Source organism: Enterococcus avium (assembly GCF_002891025.1).
In the GTDB taxonomy this organism is placed as follows: domain Bacteria; phylum Bacillota; class Bacilli; order Lactobacillales; family Enterococcaceae; genus Enterococcus_A; species Enterococcus_A avium.
The window spans coordinates 1484913-1507021 of the sequence record NZ_NBSL01000002.1 but is presented as its reverse complement, the minus strand read 5'-3'; the positions used below and the strand labels follow the sequence as shown (position 1 = coordinate 1507021).

The window sequence follows — 22109 nt, the reverse complement described above, 5'->3', positions numbered from 1 at the left end:
TGATGAAAAAATTTTCAGTAGTGATTGCCGGCGGTGGGAGTACCTTTACTCCAGGAATCGTCATGATGATGTTAGATAATTTGGAACGTTTTCCTTTACGAACATTGAAGCTATATGATAATGACGGAGATCGACAAGGAATTCTTGGTGAAGCTTTAGAGATTCTATTAAAGGAGCAGGCACCGGAGATTGACTTCTTATATACGACTGATCCAGAGGTTGCTTTCACAGATGTCGATTTTTGTATGGCTCACATTCGTGTAGGAAAGTATGCGATGCGTGAGAAGGATGAAAAGGTTCCATTGCGGCATGGCGTTTTCGGTCAAGAGACTTGCGGGCCTGGCGGAATCGCTTATGGTATGCGCAGTATTACCGGAATGCTGGAAATTATTGATTACATGGAAAAATATTCGCCGGAATGCTGGATGTTGAATTACTCTAATCCAGCCGCTATTGTGGCAGAGGCGTGTCGTGTGTTAAGACCTGATTCAAAAGTCTTGAATATTTGTGATATGCCGGTAGGAACACTACGTCGGATGTCACAAATTATTGGCAAGAAACCAGAGGAACTAGAAGTTCGCTATTTCGGATTGAATCATTTTGGTTGGTGGACTAGCGTGAAAGATAAAGAAGGACATGAGTATCTTGATCAGATTCGAAAATATGTTTCTGAACATGGCTATTTGACTCAAATCGAAGTAGACACACAACATACAGATCCTAGCTGGCAGGAGACCCACAAAAAGGCTAAAGATATTTTAGCGGTTACGCCAGAATACTTACCGAATACCTATTTGAAATATTATTTGTATCCTGATTATGTCTTTGAGCATATGAAGGATCATCCTGAGTTTACCCGTGCCAATGAAGTAATGGAAGGTCGAGAAAAAAATGTCTTCGATCATGCGCGACGAATTATCGCGAATCAATCCGCGGAAGGAATCGCGTTTGATATTGATGCCCATGCAACATTTATCGTTGATCTAGCCCGCGCGATTGCTTTCAATACTCATGAACGGATGGTGATGATCGTTGAGAATAACGGCGCGATCGCCAATTTCCCAGATGATGCGATGGTAGAGGTGCCTTGTATTGTTGGAACGGATGGGCCAGAAGCATTGGCTCAAGGACAAATTCCAGCTTTTCAACAAGCTTTAATGTTCCAACAGGTTACTGTTGAAAAATTAGTTGTTGAAGCCTATGTAGAAAACAGCTATCAAAAAATGTGGCAGGCACTAACGTTATCCAAGACTGTTCCTAGCGCAAAGGTTGCCAAAGATTTACTCGATGATTTGATTGCCGAAAACGGCGATACTTGGCCAGAATTATATTAATGATAAGGATGTAGCAGTAACGTCTATTGAGTACGTTGCTGTTACAATCCTTTTTTTAAAAGAATTTAAGGAGGATTCAAAATGGAAATCAAGATGACTGATTAGGGTAAAATGGGGATTACTGAAGAATTTATCGCGACATCACCATCAGGCACAGTTTATATGACAATGAGCTTGCAGAGATTGCTTAATTTTTTTTCCAGGGGTCAGACATTCGTTCTTGGCTAATGGAATTAATCGAAAAATCTATCGCGAACCTGTTGATATAGAGAAGATTACAGAAATTATCCCATCTTCTGGCGAAGGAAAGTGGACAGCGGAGGAAGTGCTACGGTTAAAAGTAAACGTACCAATAATTACTCAACCACTTATGATGCGCTTTGTTTCGGAGGATTGTGATAAGATAAGTGAGAAGCTTGTCCCATTATTGCACAATCAGTTTGGCGGAAACGCCTTTGTAAAGGATGAATGATTTTGTCAGTATTTTTAGGAATAGATATTGGAACTACCGCTATTAAGCTAGGTGTGATTCAAGAGAATAAGTTGCTGTATTCAAGCGATTTGCCTCTTCAAACCTATGGAGATGATCGGATAAAGTATCAAGACGGAAATGAGCTTTTAGCGATTTTGCAGGCAGGAATTTTAGCGATACCGTTAAACGTACGGCGAGAAATCACCAAGCTTAGTTTTAGCACAGCGATGCATAGTCTCATGCCTGATGATGGTAGAAGACAGATTTTTTTATGGTCAGATTTACAGGCAGCTGAAACAATAGATCGCTTTAAACAAACGAAATTAGCTACGCATTTTTATGAAATTTCAGGCACACCAATCCATGCGATGTCTCCCTTTGCCAAGGTACTTTATTTTCAAGAAGAAAATTTATATCCGGCTGAGACTCATTGGTATGGTATAAAAGAACTGGTTATGGATTATTTTACAGGAAAACCAGTGATTGATTATGCGACAGCTTCTGCTACGGGAATGTTTGATTTGAGAAAACAGGAATGGAATGGGGAAATTCTCGATTATCTTGGTTTAAAAAAAGAGCAGTTGGCAACGTTGGCAGATACGAGTCAAAAGTTTACAATGCTGAAGGAGATACGTGAGCTATTTGACTTTTCTGAAAATATCCAAGTGATTGTTGGTGCCAGTGATGGTACGTTAGCAGCATATGCCAGCTATTACTCTACTGGGCGTTCCGCCAGTTTAACGATTGGTACAAGTGCCGCGGTTCGTCAAATAACGAACACGATTCATTTGGATCGAAAAAAACAAAATTTCTGCTACTATTTAAAAAAAGAGTTGTTGGTAAGCGGAGCACCTTCGAATAATGGTGGGATCGTTTTAGCCTGGGCAGCGAACCATTTAGCAGAGAATCCCGCAACCTTCTATGAAGCACTCCCAGATTTATTGAAAGAAACAGGGATAGGCGCAAATGGATTACGCTTTTATCCGTTTTTAAATGGGGAGCGTGCACCATATTGGAGTAATGAAATCAAAGGGGGATTTCAAGAGTTGACGTTGCAGCATACTCGAATGGATATGATACGAAGTGTAATTGAAGGCGTTTTGTTGAATATTCGTCAGTTAGTTGAACTCGTGGCAAAAAAAGAAGCGCTATCTGTTAGCGGAGGTTTTTTTCAAACTCCTGTGTTGGGACAATCAGCGGCAAACATCTTTGGGACTACTTGTCATTACGCACAACAAAACGAACCGATTTATGGGTTATACTATTTGTTAGAGCAACCGAATCGAATGCTTGAGGAGGATCAAGAAACGTTCTTTCCTGATCCGCTAAAAAGTGCTGCTTATAAACAGCTTGCTCAGGATTATTTCATCTAATTATTTTTGAGTAAATTCTTGAACAATATACTCCATCAACAATAGCAGCTTGCCGAAAAAACTATTGTATTTAATATTTTGACTGTCTAAGGGACGTTCATCTGCTACTTCAAAGATAATTGTAGCAGATTCTGTTGCGCGGGATTGACTATTGCCAGTAAACAAAATCGTCGGAATCATTCGTTCTCGCGAAAAATGCATTTTTTCGATCACTTTTTGTGTCTCGCCTGATTTAGAAATGACGATCAGCATGCTGATATTATCGGCATTGTTGTTGATGATCCCTGAAGAATCAGCAGCACTGACAAAAAGAGTTTTGATTCCATTGACGAGTAGCTTTTTGTAAAGATATTCAGCGATGATACTAGAAAAACCTGTAGCATAAATTGTAATAAATTTTCCTTGATTTTCTTGATAGATTTTTTTCATGGCTTGGATTGAAGGCGCAATTTTCTCTATTGGAATCGAAATATCGACAGTCGCCTCCACGAGTTGATTTTGTGGCTGATATTGATTTTTTAGAAAATAAAATAATTCCAGATAACCGGAGAATTCTAATTTTTGTGCTAGACGGACAATCGTTGCTGGTGAAGTATAGAGTGTCGCAGCAATTTTTCTCAATGAAACGCCCTCTAGTTCATTTACATGAGACGCTAAATAAGTCAAAATTATCCGATCATTATCCGATAGTTGTTTACCTTTAGTTACAATTTCTAGATCCATTTCTCCACCTCTTAAAGAAAGTAATAAAGCCCTTACTCTGACATTATACACTAAGAAAAAAGAAAAAAAGAATTGGGCATTTTATCATATTTAATTAAAATAAAGGAAGGATGTTCGACAAATGTTTGGTTTATTCAAAAAGAAAAGTAGTGAAATTTACACCCCTGCGAATGGGGAGGTGGTTGAGCTAAAAAAAGTAAATGACCCGGTTTTTAGCGAAAAGATGATGGGGGAAGGCTTTGCCGTCAAGCCAATTGATGGGAAGATTCATTCACCAATCAAAGGAACAATCAAATCAGTTTTTCCGTCTCTGCATGCATTAACGATCGAAGCCGAGGATGGGCTGGATCTCTTAATTCATATCGGACTGGATACTGTGGAATTGAATGGTAACGGATTTAGTTCTATTATTCAAGAAGGGCAAAAAGTAAAAGCTGGAGATCTATTGGTGCAAATTGATCGAAATTATTTGGCGGAACACAAAAAGGACGATATCGTAATCGTTGTTTTTCCTGAAATGAAAGACAAAGAGCTAGAGACATCGCTTGGAGAAAAGCAGGTTGGAGAAATCGCTGCGGTGATAAAATAATATTGTTATCCTAACTGCCGATTGCGAATCAATAATCGCAAAAGTTGGATTGGCAACAAGCATCTTCAATTTTTAAAAAGGATTCTCGAATAATGTTGGTTTTCAATTTTAAATAATCGAACTGTCAAAGAGCTGCTTCTTATTGAAGAGGGAGCTTTTTTGTGGTAGTTAATGCCGAGCAATGAATGTCCTGAGCCAATTTCTGAACATACCAAATAAATCTACGTCAAAATTGAAGGGAACTTATTCGATAATTCTTCGGCACAAATCCCTACAATCATTTCTTTTTCCTTTTTTTTCGATTTTTATTTCTTTTTGAACCTACTTTACCGCTATTTCCTTGAGACCTTTTAGCGTTTCTATCTATTTTGTTCTTTTCCCGACCGTTGTGACTTTTTCCTTTAGATTTATCGTATCGTAAGTAGGAGGTGTCTTCTTTCTGGAGATACTCGGTAGCCTTTTTTGCAGAGGAGTTATTGACGACTGTCGTTTTCTCTCCTTTAGAAGGCGAATTTGATAAAGCTTCTTCGGCTAAATGAGATTTGGATTCTACTTTTGTGATAACTTCATTATCGTAAGGTGGCGTTGAGGCAGCAACAGTTTGTTTTTGTGGCTTTTCATTTTCAAGCAAAGCTTTTGAGGTTGTTAACTCTTCAATAGTTTCTTTAGAAACAAGTTCCTCTTCTTGAATCTCTTTATGCTGTGCATCAATCCGGCCTTCATGGCTATAAAAATTCAAATATTCAGCAAAGCGACGAGCAGTGGGAGACTGAAAAACTGTTAAGCTCGTTAAGATTTTCAAGACGTTAGCGGTTTCATTTTCTAAATGTTTAGGGATTCGTTTGGTATTACGCAGCGTCCAGGTATGTTTTTTGCCATTTGAATCATTGAAGCTTGATATCAAGGTGTACTGGTATTCGGAAGAGTCTGGCTGTTCACGGTTCTTTTTCTCTAGGAATTTTTGATAGAGACAGGTTTCCTTGGTAAATTGGTGGTATTCGTTTTTATTTTTAAACAGACGATTCACGACGTTTTGCCACTCTTCAAGTGAAAAGAACGACTCAAAAAAGACACAGTGCTTCCGCAATGTATCGTTCGGTGTTGTGGTAAGAAAAATCTGATGAATAAGCTCTGTTAATGACTCTAGTGAAAAATCCCCGACGCATAAAGCATCTCGCAAAAGAATCGCAACCAAATACTCAACAACCTGTGAAGCATTCTTAGTTTGTTCAAAGTATTTCGCCACACGTTTCATAAGATTTGTATTCTTCATTCCAAAAATCTGCCTTTGTCCAAGCTTCACAGTATCCATCCTTGATTTCCTCCACTTACGATTGATTTGTTATTTGCTTATTTCCTAATGTATCATGTTTTCGAGATTATAATAACGTTGGACGCTGTATATGAGAAGGCTTTCTTTGAGTATTTTTTTCTTTTAAAAATTTTAAACGTTATGAATAATAATGTTTTTAAGGATTTTCATGATATGTTGGATTTTATTGTAATTGCTAAAAATAACTATGATAGAAATATGACTGAGAATTGATAAAAGTGTTCGTCGTTCATTTGCTTTTTTATCACTACTAATTTTCTAGTTATAATAATTATGAAGAATAAATCATTCAATTGTTTTCTGTTTTAGTCAAACTTCCTAAATATTAAGAAATCGCGATCTATGATCACGATCATTTCGCAGGCGACTACATTTAGCCTGTATAATCTCGTTAAATAATCGATAAGGACGAATCTTTTTCTAATCGATCCCCTTATGATAAATAGAGCATAAGACCAAAAAAATCGCTTCCTCGTTGCAATTATCTTTTTAAACCTCTTTTTTATTCATTCGCGTGATTTATTAATCGTCCATTTTAGGCTTGTTAAACCTGCCAAAATTGAACGGTATTAACTTTTCTATTTGCTATACTTTTGTCAGTAAAAAAACTCTTTTTTCCGATTAGATTACCTAACGAGAAAAAAAGAGATTTACATTAATTTCCGAATATATTATTTATATTTAAATTAATTATAGTAATCGTAATTGATGAAGTCAAACGCAAAAAAATTTTTTTATATTAAAAAAATGAATATATGGAGCATTTTTTTGCTGTTTTTATAAGAATGAGTTTACTGCAGAAAAGAAATCGTTGATTTAAAGCACTTTCTATCAAAACAGAATGCGCCGTCAAAATCACCGTCAGAAAGGAAGGTTAATTTGCCACGCAAAGGAGAAAATATTTATAAACGAAAGGACGGACGTTGGGAAGGCCGTTTTATCAAAGCACGCGATGAACATAATCAAATCGTTTACGGATACATCTACGGAAAAAGCTATCGAGAAGTTAAGGAAAGATTGCTAGTGGTAAAGGCCAAACATTTAGAGACATCCTTGATCACAAGTCCAAAAAGCGATGAATCGTTAGAATATTGGATACGAGAATGTATGACTACAAAAATAAAAAAAGAAGTGAAACCTTCTACCTATACAAATTATTTTCGGTTATTGAGGAATCATGTTTTTCCACTACTTGGATCAATAAAAATAGGCAAGCTTACGAAGGATAATATTCAAATGCTGATCGAAATCTTAACGATGAAAGGTCTAGCGGTCGGAACGATTCACCTTATCTATACTGTACTAAATAGTAATTTAAAAATTGCAGTCGAAGAAGGCTGCTTGGTAAGAAACCCTTGTGAGCAGGCTGTATTACCCAAAAAGACAAAGAATCGAGTTCGTGCTTTATCTATAACGGAACAAAAACAGATGGAAAATTTGTTTATTGATACACCCGCTGGAGTGCCAGTTATTATCGCTCTTTATACAGGGATGCGGATCGGGGAAATTTGCGGACTAAAGTGGAGTGATATCGATTTTAATGAGCAAATACTATTTGTTCGACGAACGATTATTAGAGTGTCAGATGAGAATTCGCTGGATCATCGCACGCAAATTATCGAAGAAAAACCTAAAACATTAGAATCCATTCGTGTTATTCCGTTAGCAAAGAAGTTAACTACTTTCTTAACTAAGTTACATGCCAAAAGTAATTCTGAATACGTAGTTAATTTTAATGGAAAACGCATAGAACCGCGTACAGTAAGCTATCGGTACAAACGGATACTATCCGGTAGCGGCTTAGATAATTTTTCTTTTCATTCACTTCGTCACACCTTTGCAACACGTTGTTTGGAAAATGGTGTAGACGTCGCTAGTATTAGTCGATTGTTGGGACATTCATCGGTTAAGATGACGCTAGATACATACACAGATTCAATGATGGAAAAAAGAAGAGAAGCAGTTCAAAAGCTTGATTCTCTTTTCGAAAATACGTCGATTGCAAGCTAAAAAAGCTCTGAATGAGCTTTTTTTTTAAGACTATAAGCCGTCATGAAAAACGTCATGACTACGTATCGACATTAATCTGCCAAGGCTAAACATATCTATTTCTTATTAGGTAATCTAATAAGAAATAAACACTCTACAGATAGCTATTATAGTGAAGTTTTAGAGAATGACAAATAATTAGATTTAGGGGGTAAAAAAATTGAAAGGATAAGACCAATACCCATGTTTTTTTGTCTGATTTACGCATCGCTATTAAAAAAAATATCCTTAAGAAAAGGAAAGGTGTGGTTCAAATGAAACCTCTTTTAATTTTAACTAAAAATATATTATTTGAGCAAACGCTACAAAATAATTTACAAACTTTAAATTATGAAGTTTTCTGCTCGAAAATTTTATTTGAAAAACTTTTACATCGAATTGATACAACTAAGATTGACGATACCTTCGCCGGAATTATTATCAGTGATACCATTAATGATGATGAGGCACGACAATTAATTTCTGAATTTCGAAAAAACAACCTTTTCTTTCGCAAGGTTTCAATGATCCCTAGTGAAACTGAACGTGACAGGATAGAGGAATTAGGGGTTGACGGATGGATCAGCGATAATTCACCTCTTGATCAATTAAGAGAGTATTTAGTGACAATATTAGCTGATGTACGCAAAGGAGAACGAGAAAAGACATTGGTCTTTAGTCAACACGGAGAACTGATACACAAAGAAATACAAACAATTCTTCATGTATTGTCAAATAAAGAGAAAATCTTCTTCCAGAAATTAATTGATTCTAATGGTGAGATTGTTTCAAGGGTTGAGATGTCAGAGGCGATTTGGGGTGAATGTCCTAATAACTCTCATCTTGCACAAATGTCTATTCTGGTTAAACGAATCAGATGGAAATTAAAAGAACTGGGAATTGAAGAAGATATTATTGAGACGACTTGGGGCAAAGGCTATCGCTTGAATCAAAGCAGATTTGAGAGCGAAACAACTGAAAATGAATATTATCTATTAAATAAGTAGCAGATTTCACTTCTGAAGAAAAACAAATAAAGAAACCTGTATGCTATAATTTACTGAAAATAGCAAAGTGCAGGTGATCAAATGGAAAATGTGAAGGGAACTTGTTTGTGTGGAAAGAATCAGGTAACAATCAAGCACTACGGAAATTTTGTCTATAGTTGTCATTGTGATATGTGCCGAAAAATGTCGGCTGGTCCAGTAATGGCGATCGATCCCGAAAAAAGTGAGAATGTTGATTTAAAGTTAGCGGAAGATTCTGCGACATATTATCGATCTAATGAAGAAGTGGAAAGATGTTTTTGCTCTACCTGCGGAACCTACCTATTTTGGCATCACTTAGGCAGAGATCATTTTTGTTTAAATGCGGAATTATTTCCAGAAATTATTAGAAATGCTGATTTTAGCTTACAACTTTTTTATGATCGCAAACCAGATTATTATGATTTTGCGAATAAAACAACATGTTTAGATCATAACTTTCAAGAAGTGAGTGATTAAGTCAGTTAGCCTTTCTATGAATCATATAGAAGGGCTTTTTAGCATAGGAGTATAATTCAACTAAAAATGTTAGTATATGATCGTTTTTGTAAGGAGAAGACAATGAAATCTGTTTTATTAATTGGACAATCAAACATGGCAGGTCGTGGTTATCTGACGGATGTTCCTGCAATTTATAATGAAAATACTGAAATGTTGCGCAATGGTCGGTGGCAGATGATGACTGAACCGCTTCATTTTGATCGAGAAGTCTCAGGGATTGGACCAGCTGCATCGTTTGCGGCCGCATGGTCACAAGATCATCCTGATGAAAAGCTAGGCTTAATTCCTTGTGCGGAGGGAGGAAGCGCTATCGATGAGTGGGCAGAAAACCAGCCGTTAACTCGTCATGCCCTCGTTGAAGCGAAATTTGCGATGGAATCAAGTGAACTGATCGCTATTTTATGGCATCAGGGTGAAAATGATAGCTTAAATGGATACTATAAGGATTACGCTGAAAAATTAAAAGCCGTATTTAATCATTTCCGAAAAGAACTTGGATTAGCAAACTTGCCGATTATTGTTGGGGAACTTCCTGATTTTTTGGGAAAAACTGGATTTGGTTTAAGTGCGATTGAGTTTAAGGAAATCAATCAGGAAATGTCCAAAGTCGTAGCGGAAGAGCAAAATTGTTATTTGGTTAGCGCTGAGAATTTTCAGGCAAATCCTGATGGCATTCATATTAATGCAGAATCACAAAGACAATTTGGTATTCGTTATTATGAAGCTTTTTCGAAAAAAGCGAATGTCTCTCAGGCTATCGGAGATGAAGACGAAAGATTAATTATCAACGATTTATTAAAAAAAATGCTGAAATTTCTATATAATGATTTTAAGTAAAAAAGCACTTGTTTTTCATGCTTAACGTTGAAAGCAGGAAAAGAAAGACTAGAGCTGTGATAAAAGTTGTGTTACTGCTTCTTTTTCCGAACAAACGATGTTCCAAAAGGAATTTCTATCACAACCCCTTTGAATATATCGTTTAAACCAATGAATTCTAACGGAAACAGCACAATTTCTTATAATATATTAGCTGTGCAAATATTAAGGGTGGTCGTGCTTTATTTTTTTAGTATGGTTAATTTAACCATTGACAATTATTTCGTGAAATCTAATTATACGCATTTCCCATTGAAGTATTGTATATGAAACTAGACTTAAATAATGAGGTGGCTAATGGATAAGGAACAAGCAAAGACGAGAATCAGACAGGCGTATCCGGAATTAACGATTGAAACAATGGGAATTTTAGGTAAGGGATTTGATAGTGAGGCATTTCTGATCAATCAATCCTACGTGTTTAAATTTCCAAGACATGCTAGAGCAGCTAGAAATCTATATAAAGAGGCAGTTGTTTTAAAAGAAATAAACGGCAAATTACCCCTCAAGGTTCCTGAAATATGTTTTATTGGAAAGGCAGATGAGCCGAATCAACTAGATTTTGTCGGACAAGAAAAAATCAAAGGGGTTCCACTTGACGCCAAAATTTTGACAACATTGACTGAAGAACAGAAGAACGAAATCGCGAAGGAGTTAGCTGCTTTTTTCAAAACCCTTCATGAAATTGAGCTTTCAGTATCCTTAGAAGGACTTGAGGTAGATAAAAAGGCCAAAGCGGCATATGAATATGAAGTGATTCAGCAGGCAGCTTATCCTCTTTTGAAAAAATCGGTACAACAAGAGATTGACGAGGTTTATAAAAGAATCTTGCAACAGAATTTCAACGAAAAAAAATGTCTCATTCACAATGATTTTGGTGCTAGTAATGTTTATTATGATCAAAAAACAAACACTATTTGCGGCTTGATTGATTTTGGCGATATAGCGATTTATGATCGTGATATGGAGTTTATTTGTCTTTTGTTTGACTATGAAGAAGGCTTTTCTCAAGCGTTTGTCCACAAAATGCTAGGTTATTATGGCATTGAAATAAGTAATTTACAAAATAAATTGGACTTCATTGAATTTTATAATCAGCTTGAAAATGTGTATTTAGGCAAGGAGTTTGGGATAGAAGAATTATTTGCGGAAAGCATTGCTGAGATACAAAATGGGTTGAAGGGCTATGAAGAGAATATTTTAGTTGATGATAAAACAATTTATTATATGTAATGAGAAGAAGTTGCGTTATCATAACGTAGCTTCTTTTTAGCTTAATTTGATTTTTTTTGAAGTACTCCTAAAATGAGCTCAGCTACGCAGTTTAAAATAATTAAAGGTTGAAAATAGTTAGCTTAGTTCTTTAAAATCAAATTTTAAAAAGCATTTGTCTATAGCAATAGAAATATTTTTATCACATTGAAAAAAATCTAGGGTTGATTTTGCTGGATGAACTTGTTACTATTCAATTGTAGAAAGCGTTTGCAAAAAAAGAAAATTGCGGGAGAGTGCAGCTAATCTGCCACCGAAGGTATAAGCTGTGAAACAAGCTGAATTCACAGTGAACATCTCAGGTAAACGGACCGTAATTGGATAAAACTCTGGAGAGCAGAAATGCGCCGAAGAAGCAACCTCAGAGTAGAGGGAATCTTTCAGGCTAGTGACAGAGGACAACGGCACAGTGTGTTGTTGTCCTCTTTTTTTGGGTCTAAGCATATTCTTCAAGGGCTAATAAGCGCCTGTCATGTGAAATAAAACACAATTAGAAACTGGGTGAGTAAATGATTATCATAACAAATAATCCAATGGTGAAGGAAAAAATGAGTGAACTTGCTGTCTTTTGCTATGTAGAGGGCGATTATGGAGACGTTTTGGCAAAGGTAAAGCAACAGATCATCGAAAAGCATGTCCGCTTGCTGTCGCACCCGTTAAGTGGAAGCATCAAACCAAACGAAACCTATTATAAAACGATTTTTGCTTCAGAGACCACTTCTCAATACATCGATATTGAGAGTTTAGAATATATTGAATCAGCGATAGCCGTCTACGAAAAATTTATAAAAAACAAACAGCGCCCTAATTGGTCCTTAGCGGTGCTCAACGATTTTGCTTTTGTAGATTTTTATATCGCGCAGAGTACGTTGGATAGAATGGGGGTGGCTAGATAGGATTCAACGGTCTGCAACCAATAAGAACTGAGGTGAATAAATGAAACTCGAAATTGGTAACATTGAAATCAAGGAAGTTGTTTTAGGCGAAGAAGAGAAAATTGAAAATGGCAGATTAACCCTCGATCCTTCGAAAATCAAAGAGTTAGTTTTGGAAGACGATCGATTAATCAGCTGTGAGATCGAAATCGCTAAACCAGGCGATAGTATCCGTATCACACCAGTCAAAGATGTGATCGAACCAAGGTGCAAGGTCGGTTCAACAACCGGAATTTTTCCTGGTGTGATCAATAAAGTGGATGTGGTCGGCAGTGGTCGTACCCATGTATTGAAGGGCTGCGGCGTTATGACAGTCGGTAAAATTGTCGGCTTTCAAGAAGGAATCGTGGATATGCAAGGCCCTGGGGCTGAATTAACGCCATTTTCTCAATTAATCGAAATTTGTTTAGTGTTAAAACCGCAAGAAGAGTTAGATCCTCATTTATACGAAGAAGCAGCACGTTTTGCAGGACTCAAAACAGCTGATTATATCGGCAGGTTAGGTGAAAAGGTTGAGCCCGACAGTATTGAGACCTTTGAAACATTGCCATTGTTAGAACAGATCCAGCAATATCCTGATCTGCCTAAAATCGGTTATGTGTATATGCTGCAAACACAAGGGCTTTTGCATGATACGTATGTTTATGGAACAGATGCCAAGCATATTGTACCAACGATCCTCTATCCAACAGAAGTTATGGATGGTGCGATTATCAGTGGTAACTGCGTGTCTGCGTGTGATAAAAACACGACGTATCACCATTTGAACAACCCAGTTATCGCTGATTTGTATAAGCAGCATGGGAAAGAAATCAATTTTGTCGGTGTGATTGTCACCAACGAAACCGTTTATTTAAAAGATAAACATCGTTCTAGTGATTTTGTCGCAAAATTGAGCGAGTATCTTGGATTGGATGGTGTAATTATTTCTCAAGAAGGCTTTGGAAATCCGGATACAGATTTGATTATGAATTGCAAGAAGGTCGAAGAAAAAGGGATTAAAACAGTAATTGTAACAGATGAATATGCTGGAAGAGACGGAGCTAGCCAGTCGTTAGCAGATGCGGATAAATTAGCCACTGCAGTCGTTACTGGCGGAAACGCGAATGAAACGATCCAATTACCAAAAATGGATCGCTTGATCGGACAATTAGATTATGTCGATGTCATCGCAGGCGGCTTTGACGGCAGCTTGAAACAAGATGGCACGATTGAAGTTGAAATCCAGGCAATTACCGGTGCAACAAATGAACTTGGTTTTAACAAAATGTCTGCAAAAGGCGTTTAAATCATAATAGGGAGGAAATACTAATGACTTTAGATTTAAAAAATAAGAAAGTCTTAGTGATCGGCGACCGTGATGGTATCCCAGGACAAGCGATCGAAGCTTGTATTGAGGGTACTGGAGCTGACGTAATATTCTCATCCACAGAATGTTTCGTCTGAACGGCCGCTGGGGCAATGGACTTAGAAAATCAACGTAGAGTAAAAGAAGCAGCAGAAAACTTCGGAGCAGAGAACGTGGTCGTTCTGATCGGTGCTGCCGAAGGAGAAGCAGCTGGATTAGCAGCTGAAACTGTAACGAACGGAGACCCTACGTATGCAGGTCCATTGACCAATGAACAGCTAGGTTTAGCTGTATATCACGCTGTAGAGCCAGAATTTAAAGAAGTTGTCGACTCAGATGTTTTTGAAGAGCAGATTGGCATGATGGAAATGGTTTTAGATGTTGATGACATCATTGAAGAGGTTTCTGAAATGAGGAATCAATACGGGAAATACTAATAATAAAGGAGCGTCTTATGACTAAGTTTAAAGTTGTTCACTACATCAACCAGTTTTATGCTGGAATTGGTGGTGAAGAAAAGGCGGATATCCAACCATTCTCAAAAGCTGAAGTAGTAGGACCAGGTCTTGCTTTTATGAATTCATTTGGCGATGAGGCAGAAATCGTCGGCACCGTCGTGTGTGGCGACAGTTTCTTTAATGAGAACTTGGATAGTGCCAAAAAGGATGTATTAGATCGGATTAAACAATTTGAACCAGATATCGTTATTGCAGGACCAGCGTTTAATGCAGGCAGATATGGTATTGCTTGCGGGGAAGTTGCTCAAGCAGTCATGTCTGAACTTGGTATTCCAGCAGTGACCGGTATGTATGAAGAAAATCCGGGAGTTGAGATGTACAAAAAGGCTGCCTATATCGTGCCGACCAGAAACAGTGCAGCTGGTATGAGAAAGGCGGTACCTGTGATTGCCAGTCTTGCGTTGAAATTGTTGAAAAAAGAACAAGTTTCGCCAGAAGCGGATAATTACTTTGTTCGTTATCGCAAGAATTTTCAGGATGAAAAACGTGGTTCAGCAAGAGCCGTTGAAATGCTCGTGCGTAAATTGAAGGACGAGGAATTTACGACTGAATACCCAATGCCTGAATTTGATAACGTCGCGCCAGCCACCGCGATAAGTGATCTGTCAAAAGCGAGAATTGCGCTTGTAACTTCTGGCGGAATTGTTCCTAAAGGCAATCCAGATCGAATTGAATCGAGTAGTGCATCAAAGTATGGAACCTATTCCCTCGAGAATGTTGATACACTAACGGCAGATTCTTACGAAACGGCTCACGGCGGGTATGACCCTGTTTATGCAAATCAAGATCCAAACCGTGTTTTGCCATTAGATATAGTGAGAGAAATGGAAAAAGAAGGCGTGATCGGCAGCCTGCATAATTACTTCTATACAACGGTTGGTAACGGAACGGCTGTTGCCAATGCGAAGAAGTATGCGGCTGAGATCGCTCAAAAATTAGTAGCAGATGGAGTCGACGCTGTTATTTTAACCTCCACCTGAGGAACCTGTACGCGTTGCGGTGCAACGATGGTGAAAGAGATGGAAAAAACAGGCTTACCTGTGATTCACATTTGTACAGTTGTTCCAATTTCACAAACCGTTGGCGCGAATCGAATCGTACCAGCAGTTGCAATTCCTCATCCTTTAGGAAATCCAAGCCTAAGCTTGAAGGAAGAACAAAAACTACGTCGCGGCATTGTCGAGAAAGCCTTAAAGGCAATGATTACACCAGTAGATGAACAAACCGTTTTTGAATAAATGAATACTGCCTGAGTGAATCATCACTCAGGCGGTTAATTGAGCAGAAAGGAGTTCACTTAATGTATGACGTAATAATCATCGGCGGCGGTCCTGCTGGATTAACCGCGGCTATCTATAATGCAAGAGCTCGTTTGAATGTTTTACTTTTAGAAAAAACAAAATTAGGGGGACAAATCGTTTCAACCCATGAAATCGCCAATTTTCCCGGATCAATCAAACAAACTGAGGAAGAAACCTCTGGACCAGAATTGATCAAACGTATGGCTGAACAGGCTGAACAATTCGGGGCTGAGATCCAGCTTCGGAAAGAAGTAACGGATTTAGAACTTGATGGGAAAATCAAAAAAATCACTTGTAAAGATGGTAGTGTCTACGAATCCCATGCAGTTATCTGTGCAAACGGTGCGTTTCCAAGAGAAATTGGCTGTAGAGGTGAACGAGAATTAGCTGGAAAAGGCGTCTCCTATTGTGCAACCTGTGATGGGGCCTTTTTTGAAGATATGGAAGTTTATGTAATCGGAGGAGGAAACTCGGCGGTTGAAGAGGCAATGTTCATTACCACTTTTGCTCGCAAAGTTCACATTATTCAAAATCTGAGTGAGTTAACGGCAGACGCAATTGCTGTCGAACAAGCCAAGGCCAATGACAAGATCGACTATATTTTCGATTCCGTAGTAGAAAGTATCGAAGGCGACGGAATGGTCGAGGGGATGACAATTCGTAATACGAAGACCGGTGAGTTCACTCGTTTTGAAGCAGACGAAGAGGATGGCTTATTTGGAATTTTTGTCTTTATCGGCAATGTGCCCAGCACCAAATTATATGAAGGCAAAGTTCCATTAAATGAATACGGATACATGATTACTGATGAGGCGATGTGTACGCCACTTGAAGGCGTCTTTGCGGCTGGCGATATGCGACCAAAAGTATTGCGACAAGTGGTGACCGCGACTGGTGATGGTGCGATCGCCGCCTTCTCAGCTCAAAAATATGTAGAAAAAATCAAAAGGGAGGTACCAATAGCATGATCGAGTTAACTGTTGAAAATTTTGGGGCAGAAGTATTGGAACAGGAGACGCCTGTATTAGTGGATTGGTGGGGAGAGACCTGTGAAAATTGTCTAGCTTTGATGCCTGATGTGGAAGAACTATATGACCAGTACGGAGATAAAATTCGTTTTACAAAATTTAATACCTCGCAGAAAAAAGTTCGTCGTTTTTGCATTCAACATAAGATTTTAGGGCTGCCGGTTATTTCGATTTATAAAAATGGTGAAAAGGTCGACGAAGTAGCGAAGGATGACTGCACGAAAGAAGCCATCGAAGAAATGATTCAGAAATACATTTAGGGCGGGATGTTTATGAATTATGCGACTTTACGTGGAGCGAGTTATGTTTTAGTTCATACACCAGATATGATCGAGCACAACGGCACCACACAAACAACAGAGAAAATTACAACCCCAGATAGTCCATATTTGGCAAAGCTATATGATCATATCCGTAGTTATGATGAGGTAGTCAATTATGCACCAAACCAAACATTTATTGGAAATCTAAGCTATCAAGAATTGAAAAATCTGCCACAGCCATGGGTAAATCATTCCATTGAAGGCAAACGTGAAGGGAAATTCGGCGAGATTATGCCGGAATTAGAATTTTACGGCTTATTACAGATTGCCGATGTTTTTGAATTGGTGCATTTAGAAGAAGCTTTTGCAGAAGAAGTTCGAGCGGCTTTGGCGGCACATTCGCTTTTTAAAGAGGATGTAGATAAAATTAAAAGTGAAAAACCGCTTGAGTGGATCGAAAATGAGTTGGCTGAAAATGCTGCCGAAGGATTATACTATGATCGAAAATTAGTCGGTTGCGTCAGTCCTGCTCACCAGATTGACGCAAATTTAAACGCTCATGTGATGCTGGAAAATCTTGTAGTAAAGGCAAGTGGTGTTTTGGCATTGCGACAATTGATAGAAAAGCATCAGCTTGATCCTAAAGAAATTGATTATGTGATCGAGTGCAGCGAAGAAGCTTGTGGGGATATGAATCAACGAGGTGGCGGTAATTTCGCTAAATCAATCGCTGAGTTATGCGGCTGTGTCCATGCGACAGGTTCCGATATTCGCAGTTTCTGTGCTGGCCCGACACATGCGTTGATTACCGCAGCTTCTCTAGTAGCAGCGGGTACGCATAAAAACGTCGTGCTAGTAGCCGGCGGGGCAACTGCCAAACTAGGAATGAACGGAAAATCCCATGTTGGCAAAGGCTTTACAATTTTGGAGGATGTCTTAGGTGGATTCGCGGCACTGATCAGTGAAAATGATGGCGTGCATCCGATTTTGCGACATGATTTGACTGGTAAACATGAAGTTGGCAGTGGATCGAGTCCTAAGGCGGTGACAACGGCCTTGATCGCCAGTATTTTAGAAAAGGCTCAATTAACCATCAAAGATGTCGATGTTTACTCAGTAGAAATGCAAAATCCCGATATTACGAAACCAGCAGGAGCTGGGGATGTTCCGTTAGCAAACTTAAAAATGATTGGCGCAATCGGCGTTTTACGGAAAGATATCGAGAAAAAAGATTTGATGACTTTTGTTAATGAAAAATCACTAGTTGGTTGGGCGCCGACACAAGGACATATTCCTAGTGGGATTCCTTATTTAGGGTTTGCCGCTGAAGATTTGGTTGCTGGCGACAAAAATCGTGCCATGATCGTTGGAAAAGGTTCGCTCTTCTTAGGACGAATGACAAATTTATTTGATGGTGTATCGATCTTAATTGAACGAAACAATGGAAAAGTATCAGAAGAGAATCAGCAGGATTTAGAGGAAATCGTTAAACGAGAAGTTGCGCAGGCCTTGAGAAGTTTCGCTGCCAATCTTTCAGTAGAATAGAGGTGGATTCAATGTCTGATCAAGTAAAAGAAACAGTCAAGAAAGTGTTTGAAGATTTGGCGACTAGTCTAGAAACCGGACGAATGGAGTCCAGACTCAAAATTGGCTTGACCATTGATGGCAGTGAGCTCGGTATGGCTGTGATGAAACAGGCTGCTTATACCAGTAAGCAAAAGAATCTTTTTGATGTCGTATTGATCGGAAGTGACGTTGACTGGGCGAAAGATTTCAAGCACTACTCGACAACCGACTGTCAAAAGGAATCCTCTGAGTTAATGGAGGAATTGCTAGACAGCGGAGAAATACAAGGATGTGTCACGTTACATTATAATTTTCCAATCGGTGTTTCCACTGTCGGAAAAGTTGTTACTCCAGCTCTTGGTCGTGAAATGTTTATTGCCACAACGACCGGGACGACTAGCGGTGTTCGCAACGAAGCGATGGTGTTGAATGCGATTAATGGAATTATCGTAGCAAAAACTTGCGGTATCAAGCAACCAACTATTGGGATCTTAAATATTGAGGGAGCAAAAACAGTTGAACGTTCATTGACTGAGTTACAAGAAAAGGGGTATGAAATTAACTTTGGCGAAAGTCAACGTGAGGATGGCGGAAAAGTTCTACGAGGGAACGATTTGTTATTAGGCAGCGTTGATGTTGTTGTTTGTGATAGTTTGACTGGCAATATTTTGATGAAGCTTTTCTCAGCAAGTTCAAGCGGAGGAAATTACGAAACGACAGGCTCAGGCTATGGTCCAGGAATCGGAAGAAATTATGATCGCAATATTTGTATCATCTCTCGTGCTAGCGGCGCTCCTGTGATTACTAATGCTTTAGAGTATGCTTACGAGTTGGCTAAAGGAAAACTTGATAGGGTAAGCTTGACGGAATATCGGAAAGCTGATGAAGCTGGACTGAAGCAAATTTGCTCAGAGCTAACCGCAACTGCAGTACCCGAAGCGAAGAAAGAGATTGATCCGCCTGCTAAGGAGATCGTTACCAGTGAAATTGCTGGGATCGAAATCATGGAGTTGGAGGATGCGGTAAAAATTCTGTGGGAAGCTGAGATTTACGCTGAAAGCGGAATGGGCTGCACGGGACCAATCATCTTAGTCAATGAGAAAAATCTGATAGCTGCTCAAAATGAATTGAAAAAAGCGAATTATTTATAGTGAGGGGACCAGTTCAGTAATTGAGCTGGTTTTTGCTTTGTTAAAGCAAGAAGTTTTTACTTTAAAGGTTCATTAGAACTAGATGGAATGATTTAAAAAAAATTTCAACCCCGCCTTGACTCTCCAGTTGCGGAAGAGTTTAGACTAGATGGGTAAGGGGGGAATCAGATGAAACCATTGAGATTAATCGGTCTCACACAAAACAATTTGCAACATCTTTCATTAGAGATCGAGAAGAACCAGCTGATTGTATTTACAGGGGTGTCAGGTTCGGGAAAATCCAGCCTAGTATTTGATACAATCGCGGCTGAAGCGCAACGACAGATGAATGCAAATTACTCTGCATTTGTACGGAATCGGATGCCTAAGTTCATCAAACCGAAAGCAGAAAGGATTGAGAATCTGAATCCTGCAATCGTGATTGATCAAACTCCTTTAGGTGGGAATCAACGCTCTACAGTTGGTACGATTACTGAAACCTATTCTCTATTACGTTTGTTATATTCCAGAATCGGTCAACCCCACATTGGGTCAGCAAGTCAGTTTTCATTCAATCATCCTCAAGGGATGTGCCAAACATGCTCTGGACTAGGCCGTGTAAATCAAATCAATCTTGAAAAATTAATCGATCGTGAAAAATCTTGGGATCAAGGCGCGGTTAATGATACTAGATACGCGGTTGGAAATTGGTACTGGAAGCAGTATGCAGCGGCAGACTTTTTTGATAACGATCAGCCGTTAAAGGAATTAACCGTCTCTCAATGGAATCAGTTAATCTATGGGCATCCAGACAAGGATTCGATTCCACTTAATCCGAAATTGGAAGGAATCTGTCGTAATTATGAGCGGATTATTTTGAAGCGTGATCTTTCTGAGCGCAGCAAAATGTATGAGGAAAAATTGAAGGAATTATTGTATGAAGCGCCTTGTCCGGATTGCGAAGGTCGCCGTTTGAATCAGGAAACCTTGTCTGTGAAAATTAACGAGTGCTCCATTGCAGACTGTGTTCAGATGGATATGAATCAACTACTACTGTTTCTAAATCAACTATACTATCCTGAAGCGAAAGAGGTCATCGATGAAATTAAGCGACAGGTTCAACGGCTAATCGATATAGGATTGGATTATTTACAATTAGATCGGCAAACTCCGACCTTGTCTGGTGGAGAAGCACAACGAGTGAAATTGGTGAAACATATGGGAAGCGCGTTGAACGGCATGTTCTATATCTTTGATGAACCAAGCACCGGAATGCATGCGCGTGATGTTTCTCGTATCAATCGGCTGCTACAGGATCTTCGAGATAAGGAGAATACGGTATTTGTGGTGGAGCATGACCCAGATGTTATTGCAATTGCTGATGAAGTCATTGATATTGGTCCCTTGGCAGGGAAACAGGGCGGAGAAATCATTTTTCGTGGAGATTATCCAGCTCTACTTCAATCAGACAGCCTAACGGGAAAAGAAATTTGTCAGACATTACCCATCAATACTGAGCCTCGCAGCTGGCATGAAAAAATGACAATCAAAGAAGCGAATTTACACAATTTAAAAAATGTGACAGTCGATATTCCCAAATATGTATTGACAGTCATCACTGGCGTAGCTGGCTCAGGAAAATCTACGCTAATTACAAAAGTCTTGCCCGAACAATTTCCTAATGAAATCTCCATCATCAATCAAGCACCAATCAAAGCGACGAATCGTGCCACTCCAGCTACGTATTTAGGTATTTACGATGAAATTCGTCGGACCTTCGCTAAAGCAAACAATGTCCCAGCCGGTATGTTCAGTTTTAATTCAACTGGAGCTTGTCCAACGTGTCATGGCAAGGGAGAGACACTGGTGGAGTTAGTTTTCATGGACCCTATTGTAAATGAATGTGAAGCTTGTGGAGGGAACCGATTTTCCGATGAAGCGTTAAGCTACCGTTTAAGAGGCTGTACAATTTTAGATGTACTAGACATGACACCGAAAGAACTACAAGATTTCTATGAAGGGCTTGGCAGTAGAAAATTAATCGAGAAACTTCAAGCCATGATTGATACAGGGCTAACCTATTTGCCAATTGGTCGAAACTTAGTCACACTTTCCGGTGGAGAACGTCAACGGTTAAAACTAACCAAAGCAATCACACAAAATGAGTCTGTGTTTGTTTTAGACGAACCGACAACTGGTCTACATCTATCAGATATTAAAAAATTAAACGAACTATTTCAACGAATGGTAGAAAACGGCAATACATTGATCATCATTGAACACCATAGTGAAATTATCAAGCAAGCCGATTGGATCATTGATATTGGACCAGATGGTGGTGTGAACGGTGGCAACGTTGTTTTTAGCGGTGTGCCTGAAGATTTATTAGAAAGCGGAACAATCACTGGTGAATACTTGAAGAAGAGTAGTGAAATGATCAAAAACTCGATCTCCTGCTAAGGCAGCAGGAGAT

At 38.9% G+C, this 22109-nt stretch carries 20 protein-coding genes and 2 riboswitches; of the genes, 18 read left to right on the top strand and 2 right to left on the bottom strand.

The annotated features are described in order from the left end of the window. Positions 1–2: 2 nt before the first annotated feature. From AUF14_RS07715 to AUF14_RS07705, 3 genes are all read left to right on the top strand, one after another. Positions 3–1334, top strand: a complete 1332-nt coding sequence (locus AUF14_RS07715; RefSeq protein ID WP_049218394.1) for a 6-phospho-alpha-glucosidase — start codon at positions 3–5, stop codon at positions 1332–1334. 220 nt (positions 1335–1554) lie between these two features. After that, on the top strand, positions 1555–1806 hold the full coding sequence (locus AUF14_RS07710) for a hypothetical protein (RefSeq protein ID WP_049218395.1): 252 nt from the start codon (positions 1555–1557) through the stop codon (positions 1804–1806). Next, positions 1803–3179, top strand: a complete 1377-nt coding sequence (locus AUF14_RS07705) for a gluconokinase (protein ID WP_082158219.1) — start codon at positions 1803–1805, stop codon at positions 3177–3179. The genes AUF14_RS07710 and AUF14_RS07705 overlap by 4 nt, the downstream gene beginning before the upstream one ends. Here the strand turns inward: AUF14_RS07705 and AUF14_RS07700 are convergent, their stop codons facing one another. Next, complete coding sequence (locus AUF14_RS07700) at positions 3180–3902, bottom strand: MurR/RpiR family transcriptional regulator (protein ID WP_049218400.1); 723 nt, start codon at positions 3900–3902, stop codon at positions 3180–3182. A gap of 121 nt (positions 3903–4023) precedes the next feature. Between AUF14_RS07700 and AUF14_RS07695 the strand changes: the two genes are divergently transcribed. Continuing rightward, on the top strand, positions 4024–4491 hold the full coding sequence (locus AUF14_RS07695; protein WP_049218403.1) for a PTS sugar transporter subunit IIA: 468 nt from the start codon (positions 4024–4026) through the stop codon (positions 4489–4491). 277 nt (positions 4492–4768) lie between these two features. On the opposite strand, the gene AUF14_RS07690 is transcribed toward AUF14_RS07695, so the two are convergent. Then, the gene (locus AUF14_RS07690; RefSeq protein WP_102865982.1) at positions 4769–5803 is read right to left on the bottom strand and encodes a hypothetical protein; all 1035 of its coding nucleotides are present in this window, start codon (positions 5801–5803) and stop codon (positions 4769–4771) included. 900 nt (positions 5804–6703) lie between these two features. Here AUF14_RS07690 and AUF14_RS07685 point away from each other — a divergent pair. From AUF14_RS07685 to AUF14_RS07620, 14 genes are all read left to right on the top strand, one after another. Beyond that, positions 6704–7834, top strand: coding sequence for a tyrosine-type recombinase/integrase (locus AUF14_RS07685; RefSeq protein WP_016179863.1), 1131 nt, complete (start codon positions 6704–6706; stop codon positions 7832–7834). Positions 7835–8064: 230 nt separating this feature from the next. After that, positions 8065–8859: a winged helix-turn-helix domain-containing protein gene (locus AUF14_RS07680; protein ID WP_227132341.1), complete on the top strand. Its 795-nt coding sequence runs from the start codon at positions 8065–8067 to the stop codon at positions 8857–8859. An 81-nt stretch (positions 8860–8940) separates the two neighbouring features. Beyond that, entirely contained in the window at positions 8941–9357 is a 417-nt protein-coding gene (locus AUF14_RS07675; protein WP_016179865.1) for a GFA family protein, read from the top strand. Between the two features lie 102 nt (positions 9358–9459). Then, complete coding sequence (locus AUF14_RS07670; RefSeq protein WP_049220834.1) at positions 9460–10236, top strand: sialate O-acetylesterase; 777 nt, start codon at positions 9460–9462, stop codon at positions 10234–10236. Positions 10237–10572: 336 nt separating this feature from the next. Beyond that, positions 10573–11508 carry a phosphotransferase family protein gene (locus AUF14_RS07665; protein ID WP_225844269.1) on the top strand — a complete coding sequence of 312 codons (936 nt, stop codon included), beginning with the start codon at positions 10573–10575 and terminating at the stop codon, positions 11506–11508. 258 nt (positions 11509–11766) lie between these two features. Continuing rightward, positions 11767–11871, top strand: a riboswitch (glycine riboswitch). 3 nt (positions 11872–11874) lie between these two features. Further along, a riboswitch (glycine riboswitch) is annotated at positions 11875–11944 on the top strand. 112 nt (positions 11945–12056) lie between these two features. Next, positions 12057–12443 (top strand): GrdX family protein, encoded by a 387-nt coding sequence (locus tag AUF14_RS07660; protein WP_065422882.1) that lies wholly within the window; start codon positions 12057–12059, stop codon positions 12441–12443. Between the two features lie 40 nt (positions 12444–12483). Beyond that, complete coding sequence (locus AUF14_RS07655) at positions 12484–13770, top strand: glycine/sarcosine/betaine reductase component B subunit (RefSeq protein ID WP_049220830.1); 1287 nt, start codon at positions 12484–12486, stop codon at positions 13768–13770. Positions 13771–13793: 23 nt separating this feature from the next. Beyond that, positions 13794–14267 (top strand): glycine/sarcosine/betaine reductase complex selenoprotein A, encoded by a 474-nt coding sequence (grdA, locus tag AUF14_RS07650; RefSeq protein WP_081638476.1) that lies wholly within the window; start codon positions 13794–13796, stop codon positions 14265–14267. A gap of 17 nt (positions 14268–14284) precedes the next feature. Next, entirely contained in the window at positions 14285–15586 is a 1302-nt protein-coding gene (gene grdB / locus AUF14_RS07645) for a glycine reductase complex selenoprotein B (protein ID WP_102865981.1), read from the top strand. A 62-nt stretch (positions 15587–15648) separates the two neighbouring features. Further along, on the top strand, positions 15649–16617 hold the full coding sequence (locus AUF14_RS07640) for an NAD(P)/FAD-dependent oxidoreductase (RefSeq protein ID WP_102865980.1): 969 nt from the start codon (positions 15649–15651) through the stop codon (positions 16615–16617). Then, positions 16614–16937: a thioredoxin TrxA gene (gene trxA, locus AUF14_RS07635; protein ID WP_049220820.1), complete on the top strand. Its 324-nt coding sequence runs from the start codon at positions 16614–16616 to the stop codon at positions 16935–16937. Before AUF14_RS07640 ends, trxA begins: the two co-directional genes overlap by 4 nt. 12 nt (positions 16938–16949) lie before the next feature. Next, a complete protein-coding gene (grdC, locus tag AUF14_RS07630; protein ID WP_102865979.1) occupies positions 16950–18485 on the top strand; it encodes a glycine/sarcosine/betaine reductase complex component C subunit beta in 1536 nt (511 codons plus the stop codon). Positions 18486–18496: 11 nt separating this feature from the next. Next, on the top strand, positions 18497–19657 hold the full coding sequence (gene grdD / locus AUF14_RS07625) for a glycine/sarcosine/betaine reductase complex component C subunit alpha (protein WP_049220816.1): 1161 nt from the start codon (positions 18497–18499) through the stop codon (positions 19655–19657). A 168-nt stretch (positions 19658–19825) separates the two neighbouring features. Next, the gene (locus AUF14_RS07620; protein ID WP_049220814.1) at positions 19826–22096 is read left to right on the top strand and encodes an ATP-binding cassette domain-containing protein; all 2271 of its coding nucleotides are present in this window, start codon (positions 19826–19828) and stop codon (positions 22094–22096) included. The last annotated feature ends 13 nt before the right edge of the window (positions 22097–22109 follow it).